This window comes from Colwellia sp. MB3u-8, from assembly GCF_014076985.1.
Classification (GTDB): domain Bacteria; phylum Pseudomonadota; class Gammaproteobacteria; order Enterobacterales; family Alteromonadaceae; genus Cognaticolwellia.
In genome coordinates, this window is record NZ_JACGVA010000058.1 from 13,699 (window position 1) to 31,985 (window position 18,287).

16 protein-coding genes are annotated in these 18,287 nt (G+C 38.5%); 5 read left to right on the forward strand and 11 right to left on the reverse strand.

Annotation, left to right across the window (positions count from 1 at the left end; translation table 11 throughout):
- The first annotated feature begins 1 nt into the window (after position 1).
- Complete coding sequence (gene leuC / locus H4J54_RS04825; protein ID WP_182189800.1) at positions 2 to 1,420, forward strand: 3-isopropylmalate dehydratase large subunit; 1,419 nt, start codon at positions 2 to 4, stop codon at positions 1,418 to 1,420.
- Position 1,421: 1 nt separating this feature from the next.
- The gene (gene leuD, locus H4J54_RS04830) at positions 1,422 to 2,018 is read left to right on the forward strand and encodes a 3-isopropylmalate dehydratase small subunit (protein WP_182189801.1); all 597 of its coding nucleotides are present in this window, start codon (positions 1,422 to 1,424) and stop codon (positions 2,016 to 2,018) included.
- Between the two features lie 80 nt (positions 2,019 to 2,098).
- Here the strand turns inward: leuD and H4J54_RS04835 are convergent, their stop codons facing one another.
- Positions 2,099 to 3,787 carry an AAA family ATPase gene (locus H4J54_RS04835; protein WP_182189802.1) on the reverse strand — a complete coding sequence of 563 codons (1,689 nt, stop codon included), beginning with the start codon at positions 3,785 to 3,787 and terminating at the stop codon, positions 2,099 to 2,101.
- A 138-nt stretch (positions 3,788 to 3,925) separates the two neighbouring features.
- On the opposite strand from H4J54_RS04835, the gene H4J54_RS04840 reads away from it, so the two are divergent.
- Positions 3,926 to 5,203 carry a multifunctional CCA addition/repair protein gene (locus H4J54_RS04840; protein WP_182189803.1) on the forward strand — a complete coding sequence of 426 codons (1,278 nt, stop codon included), beginning with the start codon at positions 3,926 to 3,928 and terminating at the stop codon, positions 5,201 to 5,203.
- A 230-nt stretch (positions 5,204 to 5,433) separates the two neighbouring features.
- Here H4J54_RS04840 and H4J54_RS04845 read toward each other — a convergent pair whose 3' ends face one another.
- Positions 5,434 to 8,019 carry a TonB-dependent siderophore receptor gene (locus H4J54_RS04845; protein ID WP_182189804.1) on the reverse strand — a complete coding sequence of 862 codons (2,586 nt, stop codon included), beginning with the start codon at positions 8,017 to 8,019 and terminating at the stop codon, positions 5,434 to 5,436.
- 580 nt (positions 8,020 to 8,599) lie between these two features.
- Positions 8,600 to 9,922 (reverse strand): fumarylacetoacetase, encoded by a 1,323-nt coding sequence (fahA, locus tag H4J54_RS04850; protein ID WP_182189805.1) that lies wholly within the window; start codon positions 9,920 to 9,922, stop codon positions 8,600 to 8,602.
- A gap of 343 nt (positions 9,923 to 10,265) precedes the next feature.
- On the opposite strand from fahA, the gene H4J54_RS04855 reads away from it, so the two are divergent.
- Complete coding sequence (locus H4J54_RS04855; RefSeq protein WP_182189806.1) at positions 10,266 to 11,240, forward strand: rhodanese-related sulfurtransferase; 975 nt, start codon at positions 10,266 to 10,268, stop codon at positions 11,238 to 11,240.
- A gap of 473 nt (positions 11,241 to 11,713) precedes the next feature.
- Here the strand turns inward: H4J54_RS04855 and H4J54_RS04860 are convergent, their stop codons facing one another.
- The 3 genes from H4J54_RS04860 to H4J54_RS04870 form a co-directional block, all read right to left on the reverse strand.
- Complete coding sequence (locus H4J54_RS04860) at positions 11,714 to 12,247, reverse strand: hypothetical protein (RefSeq protein ID WP_182189807.1); 534 nt, start codon at positions 12,245 to 12,247, stop codon at positions 11,714 to 11,716.
- 78 nt (positions 12,248 to 12,325) lie between these two features.
- Positions 12,326 to 12,940, reverse strand: coding sequence for a hypothetical protein (locus H4J54_RS04865; protein WP_182189808.1), 615 nt, complete (start codon positions 12,938 to 12,940; stop codon positions 12,326 to 12,328).
- An 18-nt stretch (positions 12,941 to 12,958) separates the two neighbouring features.
- On the reverse strand, positions 12,959 to 13,201 hold the full coding sequence (locus H4J54_RS04870; RefSeq protein WP_182189809.1) for a hypothetical protein: 243 nt from the start codon (positions 13,199 to 13,201) through the stop codon (positions 12,959 to 12,961).
- 430 nt (positions 13,202 to 13,631) lie between these two features.
- On the opposite strand from H4J54_RS04870, the gene H4J54_RS19375 reads away from it, so the two are divergent.
- Positions 13,632 to 14,297, forward strand: a complete 666-nt coding sequence (locus H4J54_RS19375) for a PEP-CTERM sorting domain-containing protein (RefSeq protein WP_259367171.1) — start codon at positions 13,632 to 13,634, stop codon at positions 14,295 to 14,297.
- A 69-nt stretch (positions 14,298 to 14,366) separates the two neighbouring features.
- Here H4J54_RS19375 and H4J54_RS04880 read toward each other — a convergent pair whose 3' ends face one another.
- The 5 genes from H4J54_RS04880 to H4J54_RS04900 all read right to left on the reverse strand — a co-directional run bounded on the left by H4J54_RS04880 (position 14,367) and on the right by H4J54_RS04900 (position 18,218).
- Entirely contained in the window at positions 14,367 to 14,939 is a 573-nt protein-coding gene (locus H4J54_RS04880) for an inovirus-type Gp2 protein (RefSeq protein WP_182189810.1), read from the reverse strand.
- Positions 14,940 to 15,231: 292 nt separating this feature from the next.
- A complete protein-coding gene (locus H4J54_RS04885) occupies positions 15,232 to 15,666 on the reverse strand; it encodes a hypothetical protein (RefSeq protein ID WP_259367170.1) in 435 nt (144 codons plus the stop codon).
- 8 nt (positions 15,667 to 15,674) lie between these two features.
- Positions 15,675 to 15,938, reverse strand: a complete 264-nt coding sequence (locus H4J54_RS04890; RefSeq protein WP_182189811.1) for an AlpA family transcriptional regulator — start codon at positions 15,936 to 15,938, stop codon at positions 15,675 to 15,677.
- A 92-nt stretch (positions 15,939 to 16,030) separates the two neighbouring features.
- The gene (locus H4J54_RS04895; protein WP_182189812.1) at positions 16,031 to 16,981 is read right to left on the reverse strand and encodes a hypothetical protein; all 951 of its coding nucleotides are present in this window, start codon (positions 16,979 to 16,981) and stop codon (positions 16,031 to 16,033) included.
- Positions 16,974 to 18,218, reverse strand: a complete 1,245-nt coding sequence (locus H4J54_RS04900; RefSeq protein ID WP_182189813.1) for an integrase domain-containing protein — start codon at positions 18,216 to 18,218, stop codon at positions 16,974 to 16,976. Before H4J54_RS04900 ends, H4J54_RS04895 begins: the two co-directional genes overlap by 8 nt.
- Positions 18,219 to 18,287 lie beyond the last annotated feature (69 nt).

An 18,287-nucleotide genomic window follows, 5' to 3' on the forward strand; every position in this document is an offset into this window, starting at 1 on the left:
CATGGCAACCACTTTATACGAAAAATTATGGCAAAGTCATATCATTGAAGAAAAAGCGGATGAAACACCCTTGATCTTTGTGGACCGCCATTTGATCCACGAAGTTACCTCGCCACAAGCTTTTGCTAATTTAAAATTTCATAATCGTGTACTGCGCCACCCTGAGCGCACAATTGCGACTATGGATCATAATATTTCAACGCGCTCTATTGAAATTAACGCTGCCGGTGAAGGCGCTGCAAATCAACTGAGAACACTAGAAAAAAACTGTAAAGAATTTGGCATAGAATTGTTCGGCATGGGCCATAAAAACCAAGGTGTTGTGCATGTTATTGGGCCAGAACTAGGCTTAACTTTACCTGGCACAGTTATTGTTTGTGGCGATTCACATACCTCAACACACGGTGCTTTTGGTGCCTTAGCATTTGGCATTGGTACCTCTGAGGTTGAGCACGTATTCGCCACCCAAACCTTACGCCAAACCAAAGCTAAAACCATGAGAATTGAAGTTAAAGGTCAAGTGGCCCCAGGCATAAGTGCTAAAGACATTATTTTAGCCATTATTGGTAAAACAGGTAGTGCGGGTGCAACCGGTTATGTAGTTGAATATTGTGGTGAAGCCATTGAGCGCTTAACCATGGAAGAGCGCATGACAGTGTGTAATATGAGTGTAGAATTTGGCGCCAAAGCAGGGCTTATCGCACCCGATGCCAAAACGTTTGACTACTTAAAAGGCAAAGATTACGCGCCAAAAGGTGAGGTATGGCAGCAAGCCGTTGAAGATTGGCAGCAACTAAAATCAGACAGCGAAGCAAAGTTTGATAGTTACTTAACGCTGGAAGCCAAAGAGATTAAAACCCAAGTCACTTGGGGAACAACGCCAGGACAAGTGACACAAGTTGATAGTGTTGTACCTTCCCCTGATGATTTTACTGACCCCGTTGAGCGTGAATCATGCATTGCGGCATTAAAATATATGGGCTTAACGGCCGGCACTAAAATTACCGATATTGCGATTAATAAAGTATTTATTGGCTCATGCACTAACTCTAGAATTGAAGATTTACGCGCTGCCGCTGCAGTGGCCAAAGGTAAAAAAGTTTCAGCTACGGTTGACGCTATCGTTGTACCAGGCTCTTATCGAGTTAAAGAACAAGCCGAAGCTGAAGGCTTAGCACAAACTTTTATTGATGCCGGCTTTGAATGGCGCTTACCGGGTTGCTCAATGTGTTTAGGCATGAATGATGATGTGTTAACACAAGGTGATCGCTGTGCTTCTACCAGCAACCGAAACTTTGAAGGCCGACAAGGCCGCGGCAGTCGTACCCACTTAGTCAGCCCTGAATTAGCGGCAGCTTCTGCCATTGCAGGTCACTTTGTCGACTTAACCTCGATTAACTCACAAGTTCAAGGAGCATAACATGGAAAAATTTAACCAACATCATGGCTTAGTTGTGCCATTGGACACAGCGAATGTTGATACCGATCAAATAATTCCAAAACAATTTTTACAAAAAACGACTCGCACAGGTTTTGGCCAACACCTATTTCATGACCGTCGCTATCTAGACAATCTAGGTAACGAAAACAATCCTGAATTTGTCCTTAATAAGCCACAATATCAAGGGGCAAGTATTTTACTCGCTGGTGAAAACTTTGGTTGTGGTTCAAGTCGCGAGCATGCACCTTGGGCGCTGCAAGAGTATGGTTTTCAAGTTATTATCGCGTCTAGTTTTGCCGATATTTTCTATGCTAACTGTATCAATATTGGTATTTTACCTGTGATATTACCGGAAGAAGCTATAGCGACGCTGTTTCAACAGTCAAAAGAGGGTCTACAACAGCTTACCGTTGACTTAGTCGCCAGTACGGTTAAAACAGCCAGTGCACAATATGATTTTACTATTGCGCCTTTCCATAAATACTGTTTAGAAAACGGAGTTGACAGTGTGGGTTGGACGTTAAATAAAATTGCTAAGATAGAAAATTACGAAGCCCAAATGCCAGCTTGGCAGTAGGTAAAAAGATCAACCATCAGCTGTGAAGGCTGATGGTTAACCTGAGTTATTATTGATAAGACTGCGGCTAATTTTTTACTCTAATGCCAAGTAGATAACGCAGACATAGTGAATTTCTCCCCTCGAAAACTCAGTACTACCCGTTGTGGCAGTATTTCATTAAGCAGTAATTCGCGACTAATATAATCGCCTTCATAACGATCACGGCCATTCACCCTTACCCAACCTTGCCCATCACTAGCATAAAGATGCATTTCAAACGCCAGCGAAGGCACCCCGTCTTGCACCCAAGTTGGCATTTGTGCCAGCGGTATGAGTTCGCTACTGCCTGCTACTACATCTTCTCTAGCAGGGTCACTTTGTTTGGTGTGCTCGATAGCCGATTGAAAACTTGCCAACAACTCGTCAGACACCCCAGCTTCAGCTTTAACGACAAAGTTTTCACCCGTCACTTTATTAGACTTTAGCGCTGACCTTTGTACGCTTGTTGGCACAGCAATTTGCGCGTCGGCTAACCTACTTTCACTCGCTATGTATTGTTGCGTATCGCCTTTATCATCAGTTAACCCTGCCTGATGACTAATCGTTTTACTCGTCGCTACCCCAAGTTCATTTTCAAGCTTAGTGTTACTTGCTTCAGCCTGAGTCGTTTGATCGACCGCCAAGGCAAGCAGATTAGTATCATTATGAGTACCGCTGTTAATATCATGACTCGTACCACCCTCTGCTTGAGCTAATGCTGTAGTAACAACAGCTGGCGCTTCTCGATCAACTAACGGTTTCTGCTCAGCCATAGGTTCTGGCTGATTTATAGCCGCACGAGTTACCTTAGTCTCTAAAAAAAGCCCCTGAGGTTGATACGCTCCCCACCAAACGCCTAGCGCTAAAACTAAGCCTAATGCAGTCACTAGGGCGCCAGCTTTTGCCGACGAACGTTGCCACCAAGGCTTTACTTGAAATTCATCACCTAAGGCATCATGAGCTGCTTGAAGTACAATTTTACGGTTAACCACGGCATTGTTACTATTATAAGCATTTATCAAAGATCGCTCGGCTAACAAGTTCATTAAACGCGGAATACCGTGACAAATTTTATGGATGGCGCTAATGGCACTTTTATCAAAAATATTACGAAAACATTTTGCTACAGACAGGCGGTGTTTAAGATATTGCTCAACTTCTTGCCTATTCAGGGGTAATAAATGATAGCGCGCCGTAATTCTTTGCGCTAATTGCCGTAAATCTCGACGCTGCAATAACTGCTGTAATTCAGGTTGACCAATCAAAATCACTTGTAAAAGTTTTTTGGTGTTAGTTTCTAAATTGGTTAATAGCCTGAGCTGCTCTAATACTTCAGGTTGCAAATGTTGCGCTTCATCAATAATCAACAAGGTATTAAGATCATCACTATGATTTTTGAGTAACTTTTGTTGTATTTTATCGGTGAGGGTTTTTAAGGTTGCGCCTGTTTTTCGATAACGAATTTTTAATTCATCACAAAGGGTCGCTAACAACTCTTGACTAGATAAAGTGGGATTAAGAATAAAAGCGGCTTGGGTATTTTCTGGCAAGTTTGCCATTAAATGCCGACTCAGCGTGGTTTTCCCCGTGCCGACTTCACCGGTAAGTAAGACAAACCCACCGGTATCACCTAAGCCATAAGTTAAGTGATTAAGGGCTTCGCGGTGACGATCACTCATAAACAAATAATCAGGGTTTGGGGCAATTGAAAATGGCTTTTCTTCTAAACCAAAATAACTTGTATACATAGGAAATCTTAACTGATGAATTGACCCTGCAAAATTAACCTGAACGCAATCATATGTCAAAAGTCAGTCGCTATTATGTTAAAGTTAAGCAATATAATTTCCTATACATTACTCATTTTCAGAGGTTTATAGCGCTCAATGGCAAATATAACACAGCAACTAAACACTTTTTTAGTCGGCGGCGCCGTACGCGATGCTCTCCTCAAACGCCCTGTTGTTGACAATGACTATGTTGTGGTCGGCTCTAGCGTTCAAGAAATGCTCAACCTTGGCTTTTTACAAGTCGGCAAAGACTTTCCAGTATTTATCCACCCACAAAGCAGACAAGAATACGCCTTAGCTCGCACCGAAAAAAAAGCGGGCCAAGGCTATACCGGCTTTAATTGCGATGCATCAGCAAGCGTTACGCTTGAGGAAGACTTACTGCGCAGAGATCTCAGTATTAATGCTATGGCGATGGATGAAAGTGGTAAAATAATTGATCCTTACAACGGCCAAATAGACTTAGATAATCGCCTATTACGCCATGTTTCCCCAGCTTTTATTGAAGACCCTCTACGGGTTTTACGTGTTGCTCGTTTTGCCGCTAGGTATCACGATTATGGTTTTACCATAGCACCAGAAACATTAGCCTTAATGACCAAACTCAGTGAAAGTGGTGAATTATCCAGTCTTTCTGCTGAACGAATATGGCAAGAAATGGAGCGCAGCTTAGCCGACACTCACCCTGAAGTGTTTTTTCAAGTGTTATATCAATGCCAAGCCCTGAAATCGCTTTGGCCTGATTTACATAATTTATGGGACACGCCAGACCTAGCAAAATCGCAGGCAAAAATTTGCTCCGGATCACAGACTATGATGGTACTCAAACAAGCGGTTTTACTCTCTGAAAAAACGACCGTTAGGTTTGCTAGTGTTTGCCATAACCTAGGTCAGTCGTTAACCCCACCAGATAACATAGCTGCTGATGCTGATCATGAAATAGCTGGGGTGGCTTTAATCGAGGCGGTTTGTAAGCGTTTAAGAGTGCCAACAGCACACAAAAATTTGGCGCTAAAGGTTTGTCAGTTTCACCTATATGCACATAAAGTATTTCAATTAAAAGCTAGTACTATTTTAAAGCTATATAATCAATTAGATGTTTGGCGCAAACCAGAAGAGTTTGATGATTTTTTACTTTGTTGCCAAGCAGATTTTACTGTGCGCTATGGCTTGGAAATAGCTGAATACCAACAAAAAGAATTTCTCTACACTGGCTTTAAAATGCTCAACCGAGTAACAGCCAAGCCTTTTGTTGAACAGGGTTTGAAAGGGCTTGAGATTAAATCAGCCATAGCAGAGCAAAGACTTGCCGAATTAGATAAATACCAACAAAGTTATATAAAACAAAACAAAATAAAACAACATCTTATCTAATAAAAGTAACTAACCGCTAAACGGGGTGAGTTAGCCACCGCACTCAATGCCTGTTTGTTTGAACCACTAAGTGATCCTAAGTGACGAACAAGGAGGTAAGTCAACAGCGTCATGCGGAAAAATTTGTCGAGCAGCAGTAATCTTTAAAAATACAGAAGGTATGAAAGAGGCCTGAACATAAAAAAGCCATATCAAATGATATGGCTTTTTAGACTTAATTAACTTTTACATTAAAAGTTATAAGTTGCTTTTACGTAGTAGAAACCACCGTTGTAATCAAAAGGTCCACTTTCGTAGTATTCAGCACCTAACTGACCGTATGATTCAGCAGGTAACTTTTGTGCTTCTTGATCAAAGATATTATTAGCACCGGCTGACAAGGTAATACTATCATTTAAGAAGTAGCTTACTTCTGCATCAACAGTAACCGCTGAATCAGCAATTTCGTTCCAACAACCCACAGCACAAGCATCATCAGCATGCGTTGCAAAATACTCACCAAAGTAGTTTACACGCACAAAAGCTGATACATCTTCCCAAGATTGAGAAACAGTAAAGGTAGCGCGATGATCAGGCATACCTTCTTCTAAACGATGAACTTTACCTTCATTAGTCGTCTCTGGATTAAACTGATCAACCGTTGTTTCATTCCAGTTATAAGCTAATGATAACAAGGTATCGCCGCCCATTAATGCCATTGTATAGTTTGCAACAACATCAACACCTTGTGTGGTAGTGTCAAAATCATTAGAAAAATACGAAACCGCTGAAATTAGCTCAGGGTTAACAACACCTAATGCTTCAAGCGCTGTGTAGTCATCTGCTAATACATTTATTTGACTTGACTGTGCTAAACGGTCAGTTACTTCAATGTTGTAGTAATCAAGGGTAAAGAAGAAGTCGTCATATTGATAAACACCACCAAAAGCAAAACTTTTTGACTCTTCTGGCGTTAACTCTTTACCACCATAAAATTTTGACAATGGGTTAGTTGGCGGCGCAAGGAAAGTTTGAATTAACTCACCAGCAACTAATGAAGTTTGTGTATTAACCACATTGGCTTGACCCACTGTTGGTGCTCTAAAACCCGTACTATGAGAGCCACGTAGTGAAATCTCATCGTTAAGTCTTAATTGTGCAGTTAATTTGTAATTAGTTGTGCTACCAAAAGTATTAAAGCTTTCGTGACGAACAGCTGCGCCAACTAAAAAGTCTTCTGTTACTTGGGCTTCAACATCAATATAGGCGGCAACGTTGCGACGGTCGTTACGACCTTGAGTTTCAGGACCAAAGCCTTTAAAACCGTGTGAGCCAATGTTAAAACCTTGGTCTGCATAAGCACCCGCTTCCCATGAAGCTTTTCCGCCTGAAACTATTTCAAAACTTTCTTCTCGCCACTCAAGACCCATAGCAACGTTAACTGGCTCTTCAAGACCCATGTCAAAACCTTTCACTAAATCAAAGTTAAAAGTTTTTTCCATTTGGATATAACTACCGGTATCAAAATCTAACGGTGTATCTAAACCAAGTGATGGATTTAAGGTATTCTTTAAGTTAAATTTAGATTCACTGCGACCTACTGAGCCACTAACATCAAAAAACCACTCTTTTAAGAATCCTTCGTTAATTTCGCCTTTAGTACCAACAGTTAATGAGGTATCTGTGATGTTGCCACCAAATTGTGGTGTATAACCACCTGGCATAATTTGGTTCATTGAGAAACAATTTGGATCAGCTACCATTGCTTGATAGTCAAGGCTATCTAAAACGTTACCGTCAGAGCCATCACTATTTTTTGGAATATTAACGACAGCACAAGTACGCGCTGCACCTTCTGATTCGCCAACATCACCTACAAGTAAGGTTTCACCGCCATCAACCGAGAAAACATTGCCACGGTTATGTGGGTTACGGTAATAAAAACCACCGGTTACATCACGCTCAGAATAGTTACCAAACGTGTAAAATTCTTTATCATTACCAAGATCTAAGCCAACATTACCGAAAAACGTAATATCGTCTTTAACTTCTGGGTTACCCCAAATTTGCGCTGGATTCTGGATAGAAGCATTACCTTGACTTGCAATGTTTGCTGCATCAGGACGTTGTACACTTCGGCTAGTTGCATCCGCATTTTTTAATTGAAAGCTTAAGTTAACAAAACCATCTTTAGTAAATGGTAAACCGACATTACCGTCTATAATCGTTTGATCACCATCACCTTCGTAATATGAACCTTGTTTCACAGACATTGAACCGCCATCTGCGTCATCTTTAAGTACAAAGTTCATTACACCAGCAATTGCATCAGAGCCGTATTGTGCAGCAGCACCATCGCGAAGCACTTCAACTTGCTTTATAGCGACACTTGGGATAACTGAAATATCAGGACCTTGTGCGCCATCATTAATGCCACCACCTTGGAAAGCAATAACAGAGGCACGGTGACGACGTTTACCATTTAAAAGCACTAAGGTTGAATCAGAAGGTAAACCACGTAAATTTACTGGACGAATTAATGATGCAGCATCACTAATAGGTTGTGCACGGGCATTTAATGAAGGAATTGCGCCTACTAACATATCAAGCATATCACTTGAGGCGTTTTTACCTAACTCATCACCACCAATGATATCAATTGGCACTGGAGACTCAGCTACTGAACGCGGAGCTGAACGTGAACCAACGACGGCAATACGTTCAATGCTTTCTTTTTTTGCGGCTTCTTCGGCAAAACCTGCGGCAAAACTAGGTGCTGTTCCTAACGCTAAGCCAATGGCAAGAGCTAAAGTACCAGTACGAAATGTTGTAGACATGTTATTTTCTTCCTAATATATTTGAATATGTTTTTAATAATTATTTATTTTATAAATATCTATTTTATAATTTTATTTTTACCCGTTTTGCTTATCACAAAAAATCATATTGTTGTCGACAATTAAAATGGCTTACCGCTTTATAAAACAGCTTGAAATATTTTACAAGTAGTCTTTTTCACTGACCTTTAACATTGAATCTATAAAAATAATTAATATGCAAAATATAGTCAAGCTTTATGCAAAGCACATTAGCATAAGCAGTCACGCTATAGTCCACAGCCCTTATGTGTTAAATTGAAATGTGCAAACGAAGCACGTGCGAAGCTTTTCGTAATAAATTAAATGTTACCTGCATATTTAATCAATAAAAAAAAACATAAAAAAAATGAACTTTTTCTAAAGTCGGTATTTAGTGAGGTAAAAAGCCTCATTAAAGTTAAGTTATCAATATTAATTTTTTGTTTACTTTGGTCGCTAGGAGGGAAGTCAGTAATCTGCTCAATGGCTAGTAATATAGTGAATCAAACATAAAAAAAGCTCCAATTTAGGAGCTTTAATAGTTCAATAGTAGGATAGTTTAATCAGCGGCTAAAACAGTAGCGCTTACTGCACCAAAACCTATGCGCGCAGCCCCAACTTTTTCACACCAACCTTTCATAATGACACAATCGCCATCTTCTAAGAAAGTACGAGTTTCACCATTAGGCAAGTGAATAGGCTCTGAGCCAGCATTCGATAATTCAAGCATTGAACCTGCTTCTTCTGGTTTAGGGCCCGACTGTGTGCCGCTACCAAACATATCACCTGAGCGCAGGTTACAACCATTAACCGTATGGTGCGCTACCATCTGCGCCACGGTCCAATATGAATCTTTAAAACTTGATTGCGACAATTGCACCGGTGCTTGCTTGGCATTACGCATGGTCTCAGTTTCAATTAATACCTGTAAACTTAAATCTAAAGAACCAAAATCTCGATTGTGCTCTGACTCTAAGTAAGGCATAGGCTGAGGATCAGCTGCATCACGTGTCCATGCTAACCGGTAAGGTGCTAACGCTTCTGACGTTACAATCCACGGAGAAACTGTTGATGCAAAGCTTTTTGACAAAAATGGCCCTAAAGGCTGATATTCCCAACCTTGAATATCTCGTGCTGACCAATCATTAAATAAACACATACCAAAAACATGATCTTCGGCATTTTCGATACTAATAGGCTCACCCAAAGCATTACCCTTACCAATAAATATACCTACTTCCATTTCATAATCTAAACGTTTACATGGACCAAAAGAAGGCTCTGTTGCTGTTGGTGCCTTAGTTTGTCCTTTAGGACGCTTAAAGTTACTACCAGAGATCTCAATTGACGAAGAACGACCATGGTAACCAATAGGAACCCATTTATAATTGGGTAATAACGGATTATCAGGACGGAACTTGCTACCAACGGATGTGGCATGATGAATCGAAGTGTAAAAATCAGTGTAATCACCAATTTGACATGGCAAAGCAAATTCAACATCGGTTTGTGCGATTAAGCATGATGCTAATTTCGTTTGTAATGCTGAGCCCTGGGTTAATGCTTGTGATAACGCTTGGCGTAAAGCGCTCCAAAAACGGTTACCCATCGCCATAAAAGCATTTAACTGAATGTGACAACATTGCTCCAAGGCTAATTGTGTGTCGCCAGCAAAAATATCCAAAGCGAATAGCGCTTTTAAATCAATAACCTGATCACCAATGGCTACACCTGCTCGACAGTCTTCTTTACTGTCTTTTCGTTTAAAACTAGCAAAAGGTAGATTTTGTATTGGAAAGTCACAATTTTCTACATTGGCAGACTCTACCCAGCTAGTTAAAGCCGGGTTGTGCGTTTCATTAAGTAAATTGGTGTTAGACATGGGCTAAACAACTCCAGAAAAAAATAGGTAAAATACGTGTTTACAATACACGTTATTAAATAGCAATGCGCCGTATTATAACAAGCGTTGTCATAAAGGCTATGCCAAGAAAATATACTTGATAAACAGCTGTCAACAATATGTGGCAGGGCCAAGTTTACAGCCACACTTGACTTGTCTTTAACAAAAATGATCTAAACACTATTCGCCAGAATCGACATTTGCTAGAATGCTGCCGATTTATCAATATATGCTAAATTAGCACGCCTGCCTTAGTGGTAGGTTAACATTCAATCTATAGCTCCTGACTTACTATCAGGCTCGCTCAATGGGTCAATAAAATATGAATAAGATTACCGTTTGCGCCTTATATAAATTTGTTCGCTTAGAGAACTTCGACACTATTAAGCCACCTTTGCTACAAGTGATGGAAGACAATGCAGTTAAAGGCACCTTACTTTTAGCGCTTGAAGGTATCAACGGCACTATCGCTGGATCACAAATTGGCATAGACGCCGTACTCGCCTTTATTAACAGTGACAGTCGTTTATCTGGTGTCTCATCTAAATGCTCGTTTCATCAAGACAATCCTTTTGCTCGCACGAAAGTTAAATTAAAAAAAGAAATTGTCACCATGGGTATCGAAGGTATAGATCCAACACTTACCGTTGGCACTTATGTTAAACCCAAAGATTGGAATGCCCTTATTTCTGATCCCGAAATGCTCTTGATAGATACCCGCAATGATTACGAAGTAGAAATTGGCAGCTTTAAAAATGCTATCAACCCAAACACCGAAAGCTTTCGTGAATTTCCTGATTATGTCGCGAAAAATTTAGATAAAAATAAACACAAAAAAGTCGCTATGTTCTGCACCGGCGGTATACGCTGTGAAAAGTCCACCGCCTATCTAAAAGAGCAAGGCTTTGAAGAAGTTTACCATCTAGAAGGTGGCGTATTAAAATACCTTGAAGAAGTCCCTGAGCAAGACACCATGTGGCAAGGCGAATGCTTTGTATTTGACAGCCGAGTGGCCGTTAACCATGATTTAGAGCGTGGTCAATATGACCAATGCTTTGCCTGTCGTTATCCAATCACAGCAGCAGAAAAAACCAGCGAGCATTATATTCAAGGCGTCAGTTGCCCACGTTGTTATGATAAATACACTGACGAGCAAAAAAGTGGTTTTCAGGAGCGTGAAAAGCAAATCAACCTTGCTAAAGCGCGAGGTGAAGAACATATTGGCGGCGACATAAAACAAGTAATAGCCGAGCGTCGAGCCACTAAAAGTGCCAGTAAACAGGCTCAGAAAAAATAGGTTTTTTGCCAACAGAGCAAACGAACTCAATAAAGTGCCTGCTGATTAGTGGGCATTTTTTATGTCCGATAAAAAATAGTTGCCGGCACAATAACATCAACATCAGCATCAAAAAAAATCATCAAGAGAGAGCAAAGGTAAATTTCAGCCAAAAAAAAACCTCAACATATAAATGTTAAGGCTTTAGATTTTTTACTAGAATATTTTTTTACTAGAATGCTTTTTACTAAAATATTAATATGGTGCCTTGACCCTGCGTCGCATAAGACAACCAAGTAACTGATAAATAATAATTTAAAACAAAATCAACAAGAACAGTGTTACTAATGGTGTTACTAAAACAAAAAGTCACTTTAAGATTTCTATTTATGACCCAAGAAAAACCTTAACAAATTTCAACAGACAATACCTCGCAGTAACTTCATGATCCTAATCTCTAAAAATTAAATACTATAGAGTAATAAAGCTAAGGTTTATCCGTTCTCCTTTTTGGTAATAGCATTCAAAAAAGCAGAAGATATTTTCTTATCTAGAGTAAATTTCGCATTACAACGGTCGCCTGATATTTTAAATTCGATACTTTGATCAGCAAACCTCTTTAATTGCTCAATAGTCAGATCTAGAGAAAAGTACTCAAATACAACAATCACTCCACCTCCAGAGCTGACTTCTCTATCTATTTTATGAAAGTTATATTTTCTACCATTCTCATCATATGCGCTATCAAGGAAGCACCAATCAGCGCTTCCCATTCGTCCATAAAGCTGGATGAAAGACTGTTTATCATTTTTATACAAAGAACGATATTTAATCGTTATAGCTGGAGACTGTTTACTCAACAAATACATTTCAGTAGTCAACCAACCATGTTTTTCGAATTTATCATAATTATAAGTAATTCCCTCAGTAACACTTTCTTCACTACCCACCGAAAAGTTATAACCGATAGTTGAGGCACAGCCACTTAATAACCCAGCTATAATTGAAGCTAAAATAACTCTTTTCATAGATTTAATTCCCTTTAGTAAACTGTAATTAAAATAAATTATCATACCTCGCGGACGTTAAATATCTATTCTTTAATTTTAATAATCAGGCATGAAATTATTGCCAAATGATGTTTTCATCTTATTGATTGCCATTGGCCAATATTGTTTTTCTAACTCAGTTATCTTATTGCGCCTATGCTCAAAGGTTTTCCAGCGCATCCATTTAGGTTTAGGCCAGTAAACGACTTGTTCAAACATATTATTCACTTCAGGCCAATCATAACCCCATAGCTCTTTTCTAAGCTTTCTAATGCGCCTCATAAGCCTTTCTGGTGGGCGTTCACTTTGGCAGGCGTATTGTAGGCCGATACATTGTCGACAAGCGTAGGCGTATTTGATCGCGTAAAGGCTCTGGCGTTGTTTTTGGCAGTATGGGCAAGTAATGTATAGTTTATTGCTGGCGCTTCGATTATCGAGTTTTAGCCCTATTGTGTGAGGCTTATCGTTTATGGTGAATGTTAGATAACGAATACCATTTTTATTTTCTTTTAAGCTTAATTTTGTATGCTCATCACTAAGTTGATCACAATGGATTGAATAGCTACCAACTGGCTTAGTAAGTAACGACTTAAATACACTGGCATTTATACGGTGATACTCGGAAGTATAAGCCCTTGTTTGTGTTCTACCGTAATGATGACCTTTTGGCATTGCTTTTCACTCCATAAACTAAAGAGAAAACATATTATCTTCGCCTACTTCTCTACGTGCTGTACTCACGCCAACTTGCTTAATAGGCGCACATACAAACGGCATAAATTTAGTTAAAAAATTTAACCTTTGAATAGGGTCTTTAATTTCAGCAAGTGTCGCTGGTAACTTGGCTAACTCATCTTGAATAGCTTGGTTGATTAAATGCCTGATATCGCCAGCCATGTATTTACTGGTAGGTGTTTTGTTAGCTGTTGTCATATTAAAACCTATGTTGTAATGATAAGTTTACATTGTATCACTTTTATCTAGTACGAAAAACAGGCTTAACTTACTACTTTTCTAGGTTCTTATGGGGCGAGTTGTTCTACGTTAGGTCTGCCTTGCTAATTCAATGTCATTAATAAGGTTGTTTGATGTAGGGGATTAGGCAGGAATGTTTTTGTTAAATAAATGTAATAAATAGAGCTGGTTGCGGACGAAAGAGTGTCAGACTATTTTACACTTTTATAATTAAAGTATTATAAGAGTGTCAGACTATTTTACACTTTTATAATTAAAGTATTATTCTTTTTTACTATCACACTGAAATAATAGACTTTATTAAGAGCGGTATATTTATTGCTTTATTAGCAACAACTATAATAATAATACTTTTTATCTCAAGGAATGTATTACAAAGGAAAATACGATGAATGTAAAAATGTTAAGAGCGGCTTTGGCTGGTTTGGTTTTATTTGTGAGTGGTTTTGCTAATGCTGGATTGATTGTTTACACAGATAGAGCTGATTGGTTATCTGCTGTTGGAGTTCCTACTTTTGAAGAGAACTTTAATTCAATCCAAACTGACGTTAATTTAGATAATTCGAACACAACGTTAAATACATTGAATTATTCGGATTCTGGCTACAGATTCGTAACATTTGATGCTATTACTGGGGAAAATGGTTCAGGTACTGGAATCGATAACACATCTTTCTTAAATTTAAATGGTTACAATAATAATTCTTCATTGACTATAACTCTTCCTGAGTATGCTATGGCATTTGGTTGGGATACATTTAATTACGACTTTGGCGATGAAATAAGTTTGATTACAATTGATGGAGTTACATTTGATGCTATGTCTTCTGGAAATAACCCTTATATAGGTTTCTTCGGTGTTATCGCCACAGGAAATACAATTTTTAATTCTGTTACGGTATCTGCTTCTATTACACTAGATAATAGCATTGGTACATTTAATGCTTTTGATAACTTGGCTTATAAAGCAGCAGAAGTTCCAGAACCTTCTACCCTTGCCATCTTCGCATTAGGACTTATGGGTTTAGCATCACGTAGATTTAAAAAACAGTAAGCTAATCTGTTTAATACTCTTACATTCAAGTAATGAGTAAAAAATTAAGCACCATTCATTGGTGCTTTTTTATTGCCTATCGTTTAGCTTTATCCGACTAGTGCCATAGTTTTTAGTCTGATCAGGCTTGTAACCTTTACCCCTTGCTTTAGCTAAGTAAGATATTCGCCAGATAGCGCTCTGTATCGACTCATAGTCATCTCGCTTTACATTGTAATAGCAGTTGTCAGGAAAGTATTCTGAACCGTCTAATTGCCGCCATATCTCTTTAACCTTGTTCGTTACTTCATAAGGATAGTTAACCTTGTGACCATCAATCATTAACGTATAGTGATAGTGCTGTTGTTTAGCTGTTTCTAGCTCTCTACACCACACAAAACCGACACGCTTTAAGTTGTACTTACGTTTTGACCATTTATGTAATCTGCGATTAAATGCCGTAATAATGCCGTTATTTTCGGTGTATTCATAAACTCGAAGATCAAAGCGTATTATGTGTATTTTGCTATGGTGACTTAACATCGCATCAATCTGGTTAATCATTGCTTTTATGGAGTGCGCAATTAATCCACTTCCTTGTGAGTTTACCCACCAAGTATTGCCGTTTACTGTTATTGCTTTGTCTTTGGTTATATATGCCATTAGATAGTTTACTAACTAAGATAATGCTAAAGGATATTATTAATTACCTAGCTCGTAGTTAGTCATTACTTACCTGTTATTATATGGTCTATATATGGTCTGTTTCTTAAGTGGTATTAATTTAGAGGGTAAAAAACCTATAAATAGTGACCAATAAAGAACAAGTGAATATCCACGATATATAGCAAGTATGTAATCACTAACTTAATTTCTCAGTTATACTCTTGTTATTAGCTAGTGGCTTAGCCGCAAAACTTCATCCACTAGCCAGTTCAAAGGAAAGCCTACTTTGTTAATCCTCAGTGGGCTTTTTACTTGCTATACGCTGGTGATATTCCTTATCAGCTTCGGCTTTTTCTTGTCTTGCTTGTTCCATGCGTTTAACTGCGCTTTTAGTACCGTAATACGATCTGTCTTTATATTGCTTTCGGGCAATGGTTCGAGCGTCTTTATCTTGCTCCCAGTCACAAGAAAAGTGCCTGTAATCTAGCCAGTAAAATGTTTGTTTTTTCCCTTTGTACTCGCCTTGTTCAGTATGAATTAGCCAATGTTGGTAATACTCACCTGTTAACTGCTGTAGATACGCTCTAAAGCCTCCACCAAGCTCAGTACAAAGGTGATCTCTTGCGTGCTTATGTTCATCATCAAGAATTGATAATAATTCATAAGCTGGACTAGTGATCTCTGGTAAAGCGCCATCAGGGGCGGTAAATAATAAATTTTCCATATTACCCCTTATGCCGCTTTGGTGCGTTGGTTGATTAACTCTTGAACAAGCTGCTTAATTTGCTCAGGTGATTTTTCTTGAATCATTGCGTTTAAAACCGCATTGACTTCACTTGATACGAATCCAATACTTCGTAGTCCTAGTGATATGGGTTTTATGAAATGCTGGGCTTCTATACGATTGTATAAAGTGCTTTTTGACCAACCTGTAAGTTCTAGAACTTCAGGGCGGCGCAAAATTCGTGGCTGCTGTTTAACTTGATATGTATTCATAAAAACTCTCTGTGTTGTTTGAGTTGTTATAGAATATTAATAAACCTATTGGGAATGGTGGCCAGCCAAAAAACTGCTTGGCTGGCCATGATTTATTTTTTTAGTTTTTGAATTATTTTGTGCGCTTGAGATAAGTCGCGTTGTAGGTTTGATATTTCATTTAACTCTATTCCTAAAGTTGCCGCTTCTTGTTCTATTTCTTTAGAAAGCTGGCTGAAATTTAGCTTTTTATTTTTATTAATTTGACTTGTTTTTTTAGCTAACAATTCTGTCATTATACCAAGAGACACTGTCAAAATTTGTGTAGGAGTTCTAGGCTCTGTGATTGGTTTAGGCTCTGTTAATTCATCTTCGAACTTATCAAGATCTTTTCTTAATATAACTAAGTCTATTAATTTTGGAATTAGCCGTATTGGATATGGTGGGCGCTCCCATTTAGCCATTTCGAATTCGACTCTATTAAAATCATCGAGATCATTTAATCCATTAACTTCATTAAAACGATTATAGTCTTCGTATACTAACTTATATAGAGTCCCTTCATCATCTTCAACAATAATTCCTGTAAATATGTATTCGTCAAAATCAAGCTCTGCTTTAAATAAGAAGCTCTCCAAAACACCCTTTATTCCGCCTGAGTCAATACGAACTTTGTATGCTCCTTCTAACCGTTTTGGACTACTAAATGTTCTGTATGATGAGTATAAATTGCTTTCCCACATACGAAGTTCATCATCTATAAAAACTCTAAAATATTCGCCTTTTGGTACTCTAGCCATTTGGTTGGTAATATCAGGAATAGGGGCATTAGCTGATAGAAATTCTTCGCCTTTTAAAGGATCCACTACATAAACATTATCCATTACAACCTCTACAGCTTTTATGTATTGATTGCTTTTAAAATACCAAGATATGCTTATTCTATTGTCAATTACCAGTTGAATAAGGTCATGAACACTGACTTCTTCCTCAAGAACGGTACTTAATCTTTTACAAGCATCATCAAGAGAAAGCCATTCCTTAAATTTAAATAATTTACTCATGTATCCCTACAACCTTTAAAATTTTTGAATTATTAATATTTCCTAATGATGCCTGTTCAATATGATCAGACCACCAAGCCATCATTACTCGTCTACGCTCTAAATAATCTGTACGGTTATAAGTTCTACGCACTTCGTTTTTATCTACGTGTGACAAGGCGGCTTCGATAACATCAGGATCAAAACCCTGCTCGTTTAGCGTTGAACTGGCGATAGTTCTAAAGCCATGAGCAACGAGTTTATTTTTGTACCCCATGCGCTTTAATGCGTTATTTACCGCTTCTTTATTGATATGGTCTTTTGAATTTACATGGTTTGGGAATACATATTCTTTATGGTGACTAAACGGTTTTATCTTTTCCATAATAGATAAAGCATAATCAGAAAGCGGTATCGTATGTGGCTTGCTCTTTTTCATCCGTTCGGCTGGTATATTCCATAACTTTTTTTCAAGGTCTATTTCTTGCCACATTGCGCCAGCCGCCTCGCCTGGTCTACACATGGTATGTAACTGCCACTCAATTAACAGTCTAGTTTGAATTTTTAGATTAGCCGCAGTAATCGTTTTCATTAAACTTGGCAATTCTTGGGGCTTTAATGCTGGCAGGTTAACAACGGCAGGAGCAGAAAAGGCATCTTTAATACCCAGCAAGGGGTTGGCGTTTGTTAGCCCCGTATTAACCGCAAAGGTCATTATTTTATTAAGCTTTTGACATAGCTTTTTAACCACTTCTGATTTACCACTTTTAGCTAACAGTTGAATAATTTCAATCACATAAAAAGCTTCAATTTCAGCAATAGGTTTTTTACCAATGTGGGGAAGAATATAATTTTCTAATGCGCTCCATGTATTAAAAGCGGTTTTTTCTTTTACTTTTTTCTTATAAAGCTCGAACCAAGCCAAAGCAATTTTTTCAAAGGTATTGTTAAGCTCTTTGCGTTTTGTGGTGTGCTCTTTTTCTTTTTGGGTTTTAGGGTCAATATCTTTAGCGATTAGCTCTCTTGACGCTTGTCGTTTTAACCGAGCATCAGATAACGATAAATCAGGATATGAGCCAAAACTTAAGTTAGCTCTTTTTTTAGTAAAGGGGCGAAAGTAATTAAAAAGCCATAGCTTTGAGCCATTGGGCTTTACGCGCAGCATTAAGCCATTGCCATCAGCAAGGTTATATTCTTTGTCTTTAGGTTTAGCTTGTTTTACTTCGGTATTGGTAAGCGGATTAGTTATTCTAGCCATTTTAGTAACACTACCTTTAGTAACATTGCGCTGGTGTTACTACTGATGTTACTAAAAAGTGTGGTTTTA

Coding starts and splice junctions, on each gene's coding strand:
- H4J54_RS04880 (WP_182189810.1), bottom strand. CDS start 14,939: ATGGCATATATAACCAAAGACAAAGCAATAACAGTAAACGGCAATACT.
- fahA (WP_182189805.1), bottom strand. CDS start 9,922: ATGTCTAACACCAATTTACTTAATGAAACGCACAACCCGGCTTTAACT.
- H4J54_RS04855 (WP_182189806.1), top strand. CDS start 10,266: ATGAATAAGATTACCGTTTGCGCCTTATATAAATTTGTTCGCTTAGAG.
- H4J54_RS04870 (WP_182189809.1), bottom strand. CDS start 13,201: ATGACAACAGCTAACAAAACACCTACCAGTAAATACATGGCTGGCGAT.
- H4J54_RS04835 (WP_182189802.1), bottom strand. CDS start 3,787: ATGTATACAAGTTATTTTGGTTTAGAAGAAAAGCCATTTTCAATTGCC.
- H4J54_RS04840 (WP_182189803.1), top strand. CDS start 3,926: ATGGCAAATATAACACAGCAACTAAACACTTTTTTAGTCGGCGGCGCC.
- H4J54_RS04845 (WP_182189804.1), bottom strand. CDS start 8,019: ATGTCTACAACATTTCGTACTGGTACTTTAGCTCTTGCCATTGGCTTA.
- H4J54_RS04865 (WP_182189808.1), bottom strand. CDS start 12,940: ATGCCAAAAGGTCATCATTACGGTAGAACACAAACAAGGGCTTATACT.
- H4J54_RS04895 (WP_182189812.1), bottom strand. CDS start 16,981: ATGAGTAAATTATTTAAATTTAAGGAATGGCTTTCTCTTGATGATGCT.
- H4J54_RS04860 (WP_182189807.1), bottom strand. CDS start 12,247: ATGAAAAGAGTTATTTTAGCTTCAATTATAGCTGGGTTATTAAGTGGC.
- H4J54_RS04900 (WP_182189813.1), bottom strand. CDS start 18,218: ATGGCTAGAATAACTAATCCGCTTACCAATACCGAAGTAAAACAAGCT.
- H4J54_RS04890 (WP_182189811.1), bottom strand. CDS start 15,938: ATGAATACATATCAAGTTAAACAGCAGCCACGAATTTTGCGCCGCCCT.
- leuD (WP_182189801.1), top strand. CDS start 1,422: ATGGAAAAATTTAACCAACATCATGGCTTAGTTGTGCCATTGGACACA.
- H4J54_RS04885 (WP_259367170.1), bottom strand. CDS start 15,666: ATGGAAAATTTATTATTTACCGCCCCTGATGGCGCTTTACCAGAGATC.
- leuC (WP_182189800.1), top strand. CDS start 2: ATGGCAACCACTTTATACGAAAAATTATGGCAAAGTCATATCATTGAA.
- H4J54_RS19375 (WP_259367171.1), top strand. CDS start 13,632: ATGAATGTAAAAATGTTAAGAGCGGCTTTGGCTGGTTTGGTTTTATTT.